Below are 14821 nucleotides of genomic sequence, written 5' to 3'. Positions count from 1 at the left end.
TAAGAGGCGCTTTTGTTATTCCAAGTTCATCCTAACCTAGTTTAACTTTCTACCAACTTGAAGTACCTCCACCTCCACCAAAACTACCACCTCCGAAACTGTCACTGGAGCCATCATCAGAAGAACCCTCGTTGCTTGTAACCCACCAATCATGACGATTCGCATACATACTAGTCTTTTTTAGTTGCCTGTCAGAACGTGAACTTGCTAGAAATTTAGCAATAGACACATTTCCATAAGCAAAACGCATATCATAGTATTCAGGATACGTAGTCTTAATAAATCTTATCGGGTAGAAGGATTTTGAAGCTTTTTTGTTGGTAATCTTTTTTTCTCTAATTTTTTTCCGCAATAATTTTTTTTCAATTTTATATTGCTGGTTGTCTAAATCGTTTGCTAATTGTTTTAATGATTTTGATTTTTCTGAACTTACTTGCTGGATATCTTTTAAAAACCTACGGATTATAGAATCCAGGTGCAATCTATTTTGTAAGCCAACACCTATTGATTTTATATAACCAAATAAGAAAAAGACCGGAATCAAAAAATAGACCAGACTAACCATGGGTACTAAAGAGTCTTCGTCTTCTAAAAATGTCAGAATCTCTGTGATTAGTGTGAAAACTGTCGAAGGAAACGACTGCTCTGATAAACTAACTTGAACATAAATAATCAGAGTCACGGATACCAAAAAAGGATGTTTTAATAAAATCGAAAGAGGAAACAAAATAATTTTTAGGTAAGCAGATATTAAGTTATCATTAATTCCACTAATCCGACACGCAGGCAGTTTCGTTTCTGGAACTTTTTCCCAATATACTTCACCTATCCAAAAACACGGTAAGTAGATCCATGGTTGATTCACCTTCCAAAAACAAGCACACATAGAAGAGCTTCTTAAATCTTTCCACTGTGCAACATAATTATAAATAAATTTCTTTGGTGTCACCTCGCCAAATGCAAAATCCATATCATAGTATGCGGGAATTATTATCTCTTTTTTCGAATTTTCAGGATATAAAATATTTTTCTCCAAACGCGCCTTGGCAGCTTTAAATTCAACTGATTGTTCTCCTAAAACAATTGCCTTAGAGGAAATACCGCCATTATAAAACATAGCTACATCTTCCTTATAGCGATTTGCCATGTCAACTAGAGCCAAGCGGGCACTAAGTTCTTTCCCCGCATTACGTAATTCCCATAAAAAATACAACATAACAATAATAAAAACTATAATTAGCCAAGGCTTTAACGACCTTCCTATTCCTAATAAATATAACCAAATTTTCTGCAAAAAACTAATCTTAGGTAGCGAGGTCGTTTTAGACATAGTATCAGTAGTAAGTAGTTCCTTAATTCGAGTGGTGACAATATGTATTCCTGCATTAAAATCCTTTAATTTATAAAAATCTTTCACGGTACTATCTGTTATTTCGTCGGTTAAACTATCTGGGATTATCTCTTCAAGCCCATAGCCTACTTCAAGTCTTGCTTGCCTGTCTTTCACAGATACTAAGTAAATCACTCCATTATTATAAAGTTTATTTCCGATACCTAATTTATTACCTATTTGATTAGTAAAACTTTCAATCGTTTCATTTTCAGGAACTTGCTCAACTGTGATAACCATTAGTTGTGGTTTCGTTTCCGTCTTACTAAGTTCTTGATTAATTTTTTGTACATTATTAATGACTTCTTCGTTCAAAATTTGTGCATTATCTGAAACAAAAAGATGATTTTGATTAATTTTTACTACGACATCGTCTGTTGGAGCTGAATAAGTCCTTTCAAATCGTTTTAAGAAACTCATACCCAAATAGATCCCTATTAAAAGAACAGCTAGATAAACTAAATTCTTCATTACAATACTTTTTACTTTTATTTTTCGATACTCCCCCACGCTAATTTGTAATTCTATCCCTACTTTATTTTTCCCATACACTGATTTTTTCTCCCTTCCACTCCTACCGAATGTTCTAGCTCTGATTTTCCACAGAGCTAAATAAATTTTTTTGTATTAAAAATTTATTTTCTTAATAGTTAGTATACCGAATATAGACGTTCAAATCTCTATCTTTTTAACTAATTTCTGCTAACACACATAAAAAGAACGTAACGCTTAGTTGATAAGCGTTACGTTCTTTTCAGATAATTAGTTAAACAAACACAAGAATATTGATTTTTACAGCTCGTTTTCTAAAATCTCAATCCGCTCATCAAAACTCAACTCTTGATAGATTTGGTGGAGCATCCACATGTACCCATACGGATCAATAAACAATGAATTTTTGAGCGCTCCTTCCATCATTTCAGTAATAGGCTGTACTTCTTGACAACCGTTTTCCATTGCCAGTTGATGTGTCTCTTCAATATTTTCTACTGTTATATTAAACCAGATAGTATTGGGATGTTCTTGGGTTGGTGATTTTAAACCATATTCTTCATTGGCATCTAACATGTGAAACCTCGTGCCATAAAGTTGAAAAACCGCTTCATTCATTCCGACAGGATACTCAGTTGCTTCTACTACCTCTATTTCAAACACCTTTTTATATAAGGCAAGCGCCTTAAGGCTATCACTAACAATAAAATCGATTTCTGTCCCTTTAATCATTTGTTTTTCCTCCTTCAAAGCTACTAACTGTTGATTAATTTTTTTAATCTTTTGCTCCTCCATTTGAATTAAATGTCGCGATTGATCTCGTTTTCTTAACAAAATAGTTTCCAAAAAAGAAGCATCCTTAAGTTTTCTCAAAGTTTCTGCCATCTCTTCAACTTTAAACCCTGAATCTCTTAACAGTAAAATTTGTTTCAATAAAGGAATTTGATGTGCGCTATAATAGCGATATCCTGTTTTTTTATCAATTTCATTTGGAACAAAAATTCCTGCTTTTTCATAATGACGCAGCATCCGTGGGGAAATATCCATTAACTTGGCAAATTGCCCAATTTGATACATAGAGTCTCCTTTTCATTCAATTGATATTCTTATCATAAACCTTGACACCATGTGAAAGTCAATGAAAAAGTTTCTATTCATACATTTCTATTTTATTTGGATATTACCGTGATCTTTCTCTTGTTATTTTCTAAAAATCTCCTTTACATTTACCAAAACAGTTGATACGATTAGTATACCTTCTTAAAATTAGAGTTTTATAATCTTTAATTTACTAAAAAGCAATCGAAATGAAATCATCTAACCATTAACTTTATTCAGGTCATCAATCTCTTATTTTTAAAAAATAAAATACTCGACAGTTCATTCATTTTTTTCATATGCGTTGTTATGGAATCTAGTTCCTGTGTTAAACTCTGATGGTTATAAAGTTTTAATCACGTTATTCAGTGTAGATGAATTAGAAAATAAAAGAAAAAATCACTTGATTGTAAAGCTAATACAAGCAATTAGTTTGTTATTGGTCATTGAAACAGTCATTAGTTGGTTTGTGTGAGGTGACTAAGTTGTTAGAACTAAATGATTACACATTGAAAATAAATAATAAATTACTTTTAGAACATACAAAAGTTTCATTTAGAAAAGGGGTGATTAATCATATCTTAGGGAAAAACGGTGTAGGGAAATCACAATTTGCTAAGGATTTATTGTTAAACCGAAGTGGTTTAATCCCTTCTGAAATAAGTAAAAATGTTACGATTATTTCAAGCTTTTCTAATGTCCCTAACGATTTAAAAGTCTGCGAATTATTTATTCTTCTAGAGAAAAGATTTGGTTTAGATTCAGTCGCACACTTGGCTCATTCTTTGCACGCTACAAATATTTCTAAAACTTCCTTAATTGGACAATTAAGTGATGGACAAAAACAAAAACTAAAATTACTTTCTTTTTTTCTGGAAGATAAATCAATTATTGTATTAGATGAAATTACCAACGCCTTAGATAAACAGACAATTAATGAAATCTATCTATTTCTACTTGCATATATAAAAAATCATCCTAAAAAAATTATTCTAAACATCACACACAATTTATCAGATTTAAAAAATTTAAAAGGCAACTATTACTTAATTGAAGATTTCAAAATGATTCGTTTTACTAATCAAACTGAAGTTATTCAGAAGTATATTGAGGGGTGAAATTTTGGAATTAAAAAAAACGATTTCCAACAAAATAATGATTATTTTAATTGCAATTATCGTTGCAATCTTTGCAATGGGATGGATTCTACCTATTGGCATCGATAAAGTAACTAGGTTAAGTTACCGAGAATACTTATTTAGTACATATACTGTATTTACACAATTTGGCTTTCTAATGTTTTCGTTTCTAGTCTCTTTCTTTATTAATAAAGAGTACTCAGGAAAAACAATTTTATTTTATCGTATGATGAATACCAATAGCCTTACTTTTTATATAAAAAAAGTTTTGACACTTACGGTAGAGACCCTAGGCAGTATTCTAGTTCTGTTATTTATCGTTTCCTTTATTTTTATGGATTTTTCTGTAATTCTGCAAATGTTTTTTTTATTATCGATGATTTCAATTCAGTATATTTTAATTGTTGCGTTGATCAGTTTTTTATCTGCTAACGTTCTTTTATCTATCGGTTTTAGCATACTCTATTGGATTACAACAGTACTTTTTGTTGCAATTGGTGGATTTTTACGTTTTTTTGCAATATTTGATGCTTCAAACGAATTATATCTAAACGTCCAGAATTTTTTAGAAGGCTCAGAAAACTCAATTAGTTTTGACCACAATTTATTGATTATCTTGTATATTATAGTTCTAACAGTCATCGCGCTGGCTATTGCAAGGGTAAATAATAAACGTTGGCTAAGACTAGGAGTATAAACGACACCCACTTCGCAGATAGGATTCATCTACTTATTCGAGACAATAGATTAAATCAAATACAACTAGTTGAAACTAAAAAAGTATCAATTTTGATACGCCCCAAACTGATATTTTTCTAAACTTTGGGGCGTGTAATCAAAATACAAGCTTCTTAGTGTGGCACTGGATATTTCACCGCATTTTTCTTCAACTTTTCTTCGATAATTTCGTCCAAATCAAACCCTAAATTATCAGCCATCATGTAGGAGTAAATGAGAACATCAGCCAATTCTTCTTTGATTCGTTCTTCTTGTTTGATGCCTTCTTCTGCTGTTTTCCATTGAAAAAGTTCTAACAATTCTGCTGCTTCTAAACAAATTGAGAGCGCCAAATCTTTTTCATTATGGTGGGGGCGCCAATTTCTTTCATCACGAAATTGATTAATTTTTGCCATTGTATCCATCTGTTCTCCTGCTTTCTTATTCATTTGATGGCAACTGAAACCCATCGAACGTTTCACCATCATAGTATTTTAATAACTGTTCTGTAGACAATAACGAGGAAGTTATTTCTTCCTCTTCAACAACTGCTTGATTCTCTTCTCTATATAACAAATAAGCCTGTAAAAGCTGTTGGTAGAGTTTTTTTCGTGAAGAGGCTTCCGCTGAAAGAAACGTTAATTCTTTTAAGTGTCCGCGATAGACAGGCAAATCATCAACAAATTCGATTGGTAATTCTACTACAGTTAACTGGAATTCTTCAAAGACTTCTTCATACATCTGCCATTCCCTCTTTCTGTCGATATTGTTTTGGGGTCATGCCCATTTCTTCTTTAAAACGTTTATAAAAAAAGGCTTTGTCTTGATAGCCGATTCGTTCAACAATCGTTTGAATCGATAAATCTGTTTGCTTCAAGTAGTTTTTCGCCAATTGGATTCGGTAGGCTAAGACAATTTCCGTAAACGTTTTGTTTGTTTTTTCTTTTAAAAAATTCGATAAGTAATTCGGATGAAAATGAAATTTAGCGGCGACTTCTGCTAAAGTGACATGTGCAATCTGTTGCTCAATATACGCTAAAATCACCTCAACACGTTGATGATTCGACAAATAATTATCTTGCATCTTTAAAGCTTCTCTAGGCAGTTGACCTAGTTCCACCATCAGCAAAACAAAGGCCGCTTTGGTCACTTTATTATTAAAATATGCCATTTTCACAATTTGTTTCAGTAATAATAGCGAATAGACGTGAACATCCGAATTTGGCGGGCTGGCAAAAACGAAATATCGAGGAATGTTTTCAAATTCACTGCTAGCAATTTCTGTAAAAAAACGATACATGACTGGCTCTTCCGCCAGCTGATTTAAGAGCGTATCAAGAAAATAGTGCTTTTTAAAATAAAATATAATCATAGACATTCCTTGCCCCCGATAGCTAACCGAGGTGGCCTCATTGACAATCATGACTTGGCCAGCCGAAAACGAACACCTTTGTTGATCCAAATAAGCATTGCCATCTTGCTCTAAACAATAGAGCATCCGAATAAATCCTTTCGGAACGTCAATGGTTTCCGAAGATGCCAGCATAAAGCCCGCAATTTCTCGATGTGGATTTTCCTTAAATTGCGCTACTTCATTCTCAAGAGCATTGGTAGTGGTTAAATAACAATCTAAGGTCTCTAAAAACTGATAAAATGCTGCATATTGCTCTTCTTTGCTTGCCAATTAATCACCTCATAATCCAACACTTTTTACTTTACTTCCTCTATTTTTTTCTTTGGCGTTTCCTTCTATACTAGATACATGGTAACACGAAAAAAGAGATTCAACAGTTTTAGGAGGAATTTTTTATGAAAATTAGTTTTATCGGTGCTGGAAATATGGCATCCGCCATTGCCAAAGGTACGCTAAAAAAACAATTTATTTCCGCAGAAAACCTTTATTTTTATGATATTCAAGTCGAAAAAACCGCCGCTTTTGCACAAGAAATTGGTGCACACGCGGTTGCTTCACCACAAGAAGCTATTGCAGTAGCTGACTTAGTTATTTTAGCGGTGAAACCGCAATTCGTTCAAGCGGCTTTACTTGAAGCAAAAGAAGCAATTTTAGACAAGCAACCGCTAATTGTTTCCATTGCAGCAGGTACGACTATTGCAGAATTGTATCAACTGTTTGAGACTACCCAACCGCTTCGTCTTGTTCGTGTGATGCCCAATATGAATGCATTGATTGGCGCAGGTGCAGCCGCTGTTTGTGGCAATGCCTTTACATCCACTGAAGACATCCAGACTGTTTTATCGTTGTTTCGAGCAGTTGGCCAAGCCTGGGAATTAGAGGAACAGTATTTTTCGATTTTTACTGCTATTGCAGGTAGCACTCCTGCGTATGCTTTCTTATTTATTGATTCGATTGCCCGAGCAGCCGTTAAAAATGGTATGAAGAAAGATTTAGCCTTAGAAATTGCCACACAAGCTGTACTAGGCAGCGCTCAAACTTTGGCAAATAGTACAGAGAATCCTTGGACTTTAATCGACCAGGTCAGTTCTCCTGGTGGAACCACGGTTGCTGGGATTGTCGAATTAGAAAACAATGCGTTTATTTCAACAGTCATCAAAGGGATTGAGGCCACCATCCTTCGGGATCAAGAATTAGCCAAACAAGACTGAGAAGAATAGTTACATGAGCGAGTAAATAAGAAAAAGCGCTGAAAATTCAGCGCTTTTTCTTATTTTAATTGAATGAGTAAGCCAAAATGATCACTGACTATCGGTGTTTTCCTACCATCAAAAATTACTTCATATTTTCGTACGTGCCACTGTTTTGGAACAAATGCGTAGTCAATCCGCAAGGCTGCTTCATTTTCTTCCCAGCCATCTATTTTTTTCTCTACTGTCGCTTCACCGCTTGTCTCTTCCGCTACAACAAATGCATCTTGAATCGGCAAGTAACTATTTTCCACTAATTGATAGCCAGTTGTACCAGCTGGGTTGTTTAAATCGCCTAAAATGACTAACGGTTGTTGCCCCGTCGCTAAGTATTTCTCTAATTGTAGCCATTCATAGGCAAAACCTGTACAGGGTGTTTCCCACCAAGAAAAGTGACCAGAGACAACAGTAAGCGTACCTTTTGAACTCTCTGTCTCCGCTACTAAGATTTTTCTTGTTCGATAATTCGTTGGTTCTTGGCTTTCTGAAATAAGGAGAGCTTCACTAGTCAACGGACATTTCGAAAGTAGTGCGTTCCCTTCTTCATAAATAGCGTAACCAATGTGGCTCATTTCCCAACTCCAATAATAGTGTTGGCCTTTTTCAGCTAGATATTGAACGATTAGATATGCAAAATTATCTTCATGGACCGGTGTTTGGGTCGCCACGGGACAAAAAGTAGTTAACTGTTCTAACGGCACTTTCTTGTAAGCGACTTTCTGATTCACTTCTTGTAAGGCAATTATTTCACTTTCAGAAGATAAAATCACCTTGGCAATCTCCTCTAATTTTTTTAATGGTTCTTCTTCTAACCAGCTATGAGTATTGATTGTTAAAAGATTCATCTTTTCCCCTTCTCTTACATGTTATTAGGTCGGGCACAATTATTGATTGTGCCCGACCTAATCATTTAAATTTCAATCTGTCCGATCACAGTCTCCGCAGTGGTGGTTCCTAGTTGATTAATAACTACTTGTTCCACTTTGTCGCTGTTTGTAAAGGCGACAATAATCGTTGTTTCTTTGCCAGCTTGTTCAATCACATCCAAATTCATTTTAGCTAGTTTCGTCCCAGCTTTCAATGATTGTCCTTCTTTAACAAAAGATTCAAAAGCAGGAGTTGCCATTTCGACTGTATCAATCCCCATATGGACAAGTACTTCGATGCCTTCTTCTGTTTGTAGCCCAATCGCATGTTTGCTTGGGAAAACACTTAGGACTTTCCCCGAAATTGGTGCCACCACCTCTCCTTCTAGAGGCTTAACTGCAAATCCATCCCCCATCATTTTTTGTGAAAAGACAGGATCATTGACTTGCGCCATTGGAATAACTTCCCCTGTCGCCACAGCCACGAAATCTTTTTTCTTGCCTAAGAAATTCGTTGTTGGCACTCCTGCTGTACTTTCTGCTATAACTGGTTCTGGAATGTCAACGCCGGAAGCTAATAAATCTTCAATATCGGATTTTAAAACATCAGCTTTTGGTCCATAAACGGCTTGAACGCCATTATCTTTCACAATCAAGCCCATTGCGCCTGCCCGTTTCCACGCCTCTTCCGAACCGACTTTTTCTCGATCCTTTACACTGACACGTAAGCGTGTCATACACGCATCAACTTCTTTGATATTTTGTTTACCACCAAGTAAGTAGACAATTTGCGCGATTTGCTGATCGACGACACCTGAACCAGCCGCGCCAGATGCGATTTCTTCGCCGTTATCATTGTCGTAGTTTCCATTTCTTCCAGGTGTTGCGTAATTAAATTTTTTAATTAAGAAATTGGCTAAGAAATAAGTGACAACACCAAAAATGATGACCATTAAAACAAAATTGATTAAATCGCCACCTAAACCAGCTTTTATTGCTAGCGGTGTTCTTGTTAACAATTCAATATTTCCAAACGAATGCACACGCAATGGTAAAATATCAGCCATTGCAAAAGCAGCACCTTGGATCACGGCATAAATCACATAAAGCGGCACTGCAGCAAACATAAACATGAATTCTAACGGCTCTGTCACACCAGTTAAGAAAACAGCTAAAGCAGCAGAAAAATACATTGATTTATATTTAGCTTTTTTATCTGCATCGACATTACGATACATCGCCAAAGCCATCCCCATTAAAATCCCTGAAGAACCAATCATTTGGCCTACTTTGAATCGAGCTGGTGTCCAATTTTCTAAGACAAACTGATACTTGCTCATATCACCAGCGCCTTTAAGATTCACTAAGTCTGTTGCCCAAGCCAACCATAAAGGATCTTGACCAAAGACTTGGGTTCCAGCTTGTGCGCCAGATAAAATTTCATACGTTCCACCTAATTGTGTATAGTTGATTGGAATCGTCAACATATGATGTAACCCAAAAGGTAATAACAAACGTTCCAACGTTCCATATAAGAATGGCGCTAAAATAGGTGCACTGTCTTGAGATTGCGCAATCCATAACCCAAAATTATTAATTCCCGCTTGAATATTTGGCCAAATAAGTGCTAATGCAATTGAGACAATTGTTGACCACAAAATAACGACAAATGGGACAAACCGTTTACCATTAAAAAATGATAGCGCATCTGGTAATTTCCGATAATTGTAATACTTGTTGTAAGCCATCGCACCGACAAAACCAGCAATAATCCCTACAAAGACACCCATATTTAATGCCGGAGCTTCTAAGACACTTGTAAAGAATCCCTTCACCATAATCTTGGTGCCAAATAAGGTATGCGTGAAAGCTTGTTCATCTGCCAACATTTCATTTGTTACACCAAAAATGGCTCCAGTAATACGGTTGATTAAAACAAAAGAAATCCCCGCTGCAAATGCGCCACCTGCACGATCTTTGGCCCAACTGCCACCTATTGCTAACGCAAATAGTAAATGTAAGTTGCCAATAATTGCCCAACCGATACTCTCCAGAACTCCGCCTGTTGTTACTAACAAGCCTAAATTAGAATCGATTAAGGGAAGCGATTTCCCAATACTAATCATTAAACCCGCTGCGGGCATTACTGCCACAACGACCATTAAAGCTTTCCCGAATTTTTGCCAAAACTCAAAACTAAACATTTTTTTCATTCCTGCCACTCCTTACGCAATCGGTTTCGTTATGTTGCCATTATATACTCCTGTTTCCTTTTTGTAAATGCTTTAATTTCAAAAATATTGTGGAAAACAACTCCCTACTACTTAATCTTTTTTTATTTTGTCTTTTAATAAAGCAAATAAAGTTCCTTCTATCCTACCTTTGTTTCAGTTTTTATTCATAAGATTACACTTTTTAAGCATTGACTATTGACTAATGCAATCGGTTGCGTTTATGATAGACCTATCAATAAAATCACTGAGGGGGATTCTCATGAAACAAATCAAACGTTTATTCCAAATTGATCCTTGGAAAATCCGTACTACACACTTAGATAAAGAAAATTTACGGTTACAAGAATCATTAACAAGCATTGGCAACGGCTATATGGGGATGCGGGGAAATTTTGAAGAACACTATTCTGGCGACCATCATCAAGGAACCTATTTAGCAGGTGTTTGGTATCCAGACAAAACACGTGTTGGTTGGTGGAAAAATGGTTATCCTGAATATTTTGGCAAAGTGATTAACGCAATTAATTTCATCGCAATGGACTTACAAATTGATGGACAAACAATTGATTTAGCCACTACACCTTACGAAGATTTTTCTTTAGAATTAGACATGCAAAATGGGGTCCTTTCTCGGCAATTCACCATCCAAACACCGAAGAACAAAGTGCGCTTCTCTTTTGAACGTTTTTTAAGCTTAGAAAAAAAAGAAGCAGCTTACATCCACTTAACAATTGAAATGTTGGAAGGTACAGGCACAATCACTCTTCACTCAAAATTGGATGGCGATGTTCAAAATGAAGACAGCAATTATGAAGAACATTTTTGGGAAGAAATGGCTATTGAAACACAAGAAACACTTGGCTTTGTTACGACTAAGACCATTCCTAACAACTTTGAAATAGAGCGTTTTACAGTGACTGCAGGCATGCGCCATTTCATCGATGGAGCCTCTGTTGTGCCTACATATACACAACAGCCCTTGGCTTTAACCGCAGAATTGACAGTGTCTTTAAACGAAGGCGAAACGACCGCCATCACAAAAGAAGTGCTTGTCGTTACCAGTCGTGATGTGCCAGAAACGCAACAAATCACACGAGTAAACGAATTATTTGCAGAAATGACTACCTTGTACCCTGAAGCAAAAGCTGGGCAAGCTGCCGCTTGGGCAAAACGTTGGCAATTAGCTGATGTTGTTATTGAAGGAGATGACGAAGCCCAACAAGGCATCCGTTTTAATCTGTTCCAACTTTTCTCAACCTACTATGGTGAAGACGATCGTTTAAATATCGGACCAAAAGGCTTTACTGGCGAAAAATATGGCGGTGCCACATACTGGGATACCGAAGCATATGCTGTCCCACTTTACTTGGCGTTGGCTAAGCCCGAAGTTACTAAAAATCTACTGAAATATCGCCACAATCAATTGCCTCAAGCCATTCATAATGCCCAACAACAAGGGTTAAAGGGTGCGCTTTACCCAATGGTTACTTTTACTGGTGTCGAATGTCATAATGAGTGGGAAATCACTTTTGAAGAGATTCACAGAAATGGTGCGATTGCTTATGCGATTTATAATTATGTCAACTATACAGGAGACGAAGACTATCTCAAAGATGCTGGTCTAGAAGTGCTTGTGGCAATTGCTCGTTTTTGGGCGGATCGGGTCCACTTCTCCCAACGTCATAACCAATATATGATTCATGGCGTAACGGGGCCAAATGAATATGAAAATAATATCAACAATAACTGGTATACCAATACAATCGCTGCGTGGGTTCTACGTTACACCCGTGAGTCTTATTTAAAATTCCAAGAAGAAACAACGCTCAAAATTGCAGACGACGAATTAGCTAAATGGGCAGACATTGTAGAAAATATGTACTTCCCAGTGGATAACGAATTAGGCATTTTTGTACAACATGACACTTTCTTAGATAAAGATTTAATGCCTGTTTCTGATTTACCACTTAGTGAGCTGCCTTTAAATCAACATTGGTCATGGGATAAAATTTTACGGTCTTGTTTCATTAAACAAGCCGATGTTCTTCAAGGAATTTATTTCTTCAATGACGCCTTTTCTTTAGAAGAAAAACGCCGGAACTTTAACTTTTACGAACCAATGACTGTCCATGAATCTTCCCTTTCACCAAGCATTCATGCTGTGTTAGCTGCTGAATTAGGCATGGAAGAAAAAGCAGTGGAAATGTATCAACGAACAGCGCGCCTTGACTTAGATAATTACAATAATGATACAGAAGATGGCTTACACATTACCTCAATGACTGGTAGTTGGCTAGCGATTGTTCAAGGTTTTGCCCAAATGAAAACGGACCATCAACAACTAAAATTTGCACCCTTTTTACCAGCGACATGGACAGCCTACTCATTCCACATTAATTATCGGAATCGTTTACTATTTGTTGAAGTTGCAGCAGACCAAGTGGCCTTCACTTTACTCGACGGCCCTGCAATTCCATTAACTGTTTACGATCAAAAATACACATTAAAAGATCGATTAGTTTTACCGATCAGAAAGGAAGAAGTTCATGTTTAAAGGCGTTTTGTTTGATTTAGATGGCGTTATTACTGATACAGCAGAATTTCATTACCACGCTTGGAAAAAATTAGGGAACGAAATTGGAATTTCCATTGACCGTGTTTTCAACGAACAATTGAAAGGTGTAAGCCGTGAAGATTCTCTGCAGTTACTGTTAAAATACGGAAAAAAAGAAGGCACGTTTTCTTCTGAAGAATTTGCCCAGTTAGCGCAACGGAAAAACGATTATTACTTGGAAATGATCCAAGCAATTACGCCTGAAGATGTCTATCCAGGAATTCTTTCTTTATTAACGGAATTACGTGAAGCCAATATTAAAATCGCCTTGGCTTCTGCAAGTAAAAATGGGCCTTTTCTTTTAGAAAAAATGCAATTGACACCCCTTTTTGATGCCATTGCTAATCCAGCAGACGTCCAGGCAGGTAAACCCGCTCCAGATATTTTCATTTTAGCTGCGAAAGAAATTGATTTGACACCAGCAGAATGTCTTGGCATTGAAGATGCCAAAGCTGGGATTCAAGCGATTCTTGCTAGCGGAGCGCAACCTGTTGGCGTTGGCCGCAAAGAAGAGTTAGGCGAAGGGTTGCCCATCGTGCCAGAGACGAGCGCTTTAACGTTTGATTACTTAAAAAAAGTGTGGCTTGATCATGAAGGATAATCGTATCACCGTAACCGATATTCCAAACACAAACTTAAAAAAAATTACTTTGAAGAACGACTTTTTAGAAGTCGTTCTTCTCAATTATGGCGCGCGCCTCCATAAACTTTTGATGCCAAATAAAAATAATCATTGGGAAAATATCCTTTTATCGTATGATTCGTATCAAGATGTATTAAAGGATCAAAGCTTTTTTGGCGCCACTGTTGGACCAGTTGCTGGACGCATTCGTAATGGCCATTGGCAAAATGGAATATTAGAACAAAATAGCGACGGTCATCATATCCATGGTGGCTCAAAGGGATGGTCTTTTCAATATTGGACAGTCGAACCCTTTGAAAAAAAGGATATCATTGGCGTTACCTTTCATTTAACCGACACCACTTCTGGCTATCCTGGACCAATTGAGGCCACCATCACCTACCAGCTAGAGGATAATCATTTACGAATGATCAGTACTGGACGGAGTAAACAGGAAACACTTTTTAATCCTACAAACCACGCCTACTTTAATTTATCTGGCGATGGAAAGTTAGACATTCTGTCACATTTGCTATCTTTGAACTGTCAAGGTATGTTAGAATTAGACGATAATAAGCTGCCTACTGGACGAATCTTACCAGCTTCTGAACTATCCATACGTTTTAATGAACTGACACCTATCGAAACAATCCTCCAACGCTATCCAACTGGGTTAGATGATGTTTTCCCCTTAGTTGGCTCTGACTTAAGACAGTCACAATTATGCTTACAAGAGCCTACTTCTGGAAGAAAAATGACGATAGCAACAACGAACCAAAGTATGGTATTATTTTCTACGACTGGTTTTGAGGCTCCATTTTCTATTAATGGACAAGCGATGCATTCAAACTATGGCTTAGCAATTGAACCACAAGAGTATCCAGACATTGTTCATCATCCTCAGTGGGGCTCTATTTTATTACCAGCTAATAAAAAGCAAACCTACCAAACGGTTTATCAATTTAACCTTCTATAATTACTAAGA

The 14821-nt window shown here is 36.5% G+C and carries 14 protein-coding genes and 1 pseudogene; 7 read left to right on the top strand and 8 right to left on the bottom strand.

Annotation, left to right across the window (positions count from 1 at the left end):
• Positions 1–49: 49 nt before the first annotated feature.
• The 3 genes and pseudogenes from IGL23_RS03765 to IGL23_RS03755 all read right to left on the bottom strand — a co-directional run.
• Positions 50–1942, bottom strand: coding sequence for a TPM domain-containing protein (locus IGL23_RS03765; protein WP_033595168.1), 1893 nt, complete (start codon positions 1940–1942; stop codon positions 50–52).
• Between the two features lie 240 nt (positions 1943–2182).
• Complete coding sequence (locus tag IGL23_RS03760) at positions 2183–2614, bottom strand: VOC family protein (protein WP_002368197.1); 432 nt, start codon at positions 2612–2614, stop codon at positions 2183–2185.
• A gap of 144 nt (positions 2615–2758) precedes the next feature.
• Positions 2759–2959 (bottom strand): annotated as a pseudogene (locus tag IGL23_RS03755) (MerR family transcriptional regulator); the annotation flags it as partial.
• Positions 2960–3305: 346 nt separating this feature from the next.
• Between IGL23_RS03755 and IGL23_RS03750 the strand changes: the two are divergent.
• From IGL23_RS03750 to IGL23_RS03740, 3 genes are read left to right on the top strand one after another with little or no spacing between them, the layout of a single operon-like run.
• On the top strand, positions 3306–3455 hold the full coding sequence (locus tag IGL23_RS03750) for a hypothetical protein (RefSeq protein ID WP_002383384.1): 150 nt from the start codon (positions 3306–3308) through the stop codon (positions 3453–3455).
• Position 3456: 1 nt separating this feature from the next.
• Complete coding sequence (locus IGL23_RS03745) at positions 3457–4098, top strand: ATP-binding cassette domain-containing protein (RefSeq protein ID WP_002385078.1); 642 nt, start codon at positions 3457–3459, stop codon at positions 4096–4098.
• A 37-nt stretch (positions 4099–4135) separates the two neighbouring features.
• Positions 4136–4816 (top strand): peptide ABC transporter permease, encoded by a 681-nt coding sequence (locus tag IGL23_RS03740; RefSeq protein WP_002401553.1) that lies wholly within the window; start codon positions 4136–4138, stop codon positions 4814–4816.
• A gap of 154 nt (positions 4817–4970) precedes the next feature.
• On the opposite strand, the gene IGL23_RS03735 is transcribed toward IGL23_RS03740, so the two are convergent.
• Genes IGL23_RS03735 through IGL23_RS03725 form a run of 3 tightly spaced genes read right to left on the bottom strand, consistent with a single transcriptional unit; the run spans position 4971 to position 6520 of the window.
• Positions 4971–5285: a nucleotide pyrophosphohydrolase gene (locus IGL23_RS03735; protein ID WP_002363321.1), complete on the bottom strand. Its 315-nt coding sequence runs from the start codon at positions 5283–5285 to the stop codon at positions 4971–4973.
• Positions 5278–5577, bottom strand: a complete 300-nt coding sequence (locus IGL23_RS03730) for a hypothetical protein (RefSeq protein WP_002358867.1) — start codon at positions 5575–5577, stop codon at positions 5278–5280. The genes IGL23_RS03735 and IGL23_RS03730 overlap by 8 nt, the downstream gene beginning before the upstream one ends.
• Positions 5570–6520, bottom strand: a complete 951-nt coding sequence (locus IGL23_RS03725) for a helix-turn-helix domain-containing protein (RefSeq protein ID WP_033595166.1) — start codon at positions 6518–6520, stop codon at positions 5570–5572. Before IGL23_RS03725 ends, IGL23_RS03730 begins: the two co-directional genes overlap by 8 nt.
• A 125-nt stretch (positions 6521–6645) precedes the next feature.
• Between IGL23_RS03725 and proC the strand changes: the two genes are divergently transcribed.
• Positions 6646–7461: a pyrroline-5-carboxylate reductase gene (gene proC / locus IGL23_RS03720; protein WP_033595164.1), complete on the top strand. Its 816-nt coding sequence runs from the start codon at positions 6646–6648 to the stop codon at positions 7459–7461.
• Positions 7462–7520: 59 nt separating this feature from the next.
• On the opposite strand, the gene mapP is transcribed toward proC, so the two are convergent.
• Together mapP and IGL23_RS03710 are read right to left on the bottom strand one after the other, a co-directional pair.
• Positions 7521–8345, bottom strand: coding sequence for a maltose 6'-phosphate phosphatase (gene mapP / locus IGL23_RS03715; RefSeq protein WP_033595162.1), 825 nt, complete (start codon positions 8343–8345; stop codon positions 7521–7523).
• Between the two features lie 65 nt (positions 8346–8410).
• Positions 8411–10579, bottom strand: a complete 2169-nt coding sequence (locus IGL23_RS03710; RefSeq protein ID WP_033595160.1) for a PTS transporter subunit IIBC — start codon at positions 10577–10579, stop codon at positions 8411–8413.
• A gap of 280 nt (positions 10580–10859) precedes the next feature.
• Here IGL23_RS03710 and IGL23_RS03705 point away from each other — a divergent pair, with 280 nt between their 5' ends.
• The 3 genes from IGL23_RS03705 to IGL23_RS03695 are packed head-to-tail and all read left to right on the top strand — an operon-like array spanning position 10860 to position 14812.
• A complete protein-coding gene (locus IGL23_RS03705; RefSeq protein WP_033595158.1) occupies positions 10860–13154 on the top strand; it encodes a glycoside hydrolase family 65 protein in 2295 nt (764 codons plus the stop codon).
• Positions 13147–13815: a beta-phosphoglucomutase gene (gene pgmB / locus IGL23_RS03700; protein ID WP_002355844.1), complete on the top strand. Its 669-nt coding sequence runs from the start codon at positions 13147–13149 to the stop codon at positions 13813–13815. The genes IGL23_RS03705 and pgmB overlap by 8 nt, the downstream gene beginning before the upstream one ends.
• Positions 13805–14812, top strand: a complete 1008-nt coding sequence (locus IGL23_RS03695; RefSeq protein WP_033595156.1) for an aldose epimerase family protein — start codon at positions 13805–13807, stop codon at positions 14810–14812. Before pgmB ends, IGL23_RS03695 begins: the two co-directional genes overlap by 11 nt.
• Positions 14813–14821 lie beyond the last annotated feature (9 nt).

The organism is Enterococcus sp. MSG3299, assembly GCF_050555765.1.
Lineage (GTDB): Bacteria > Bacillota > Bacilli > Lactobacillales > Enterococcaceae > Enterococcus > Enterococcus faecalis.
Note: the sequence above shows the minus strand (reverse complement) of the source record. Positions and strands in the feature narration are given on the sequence as shown.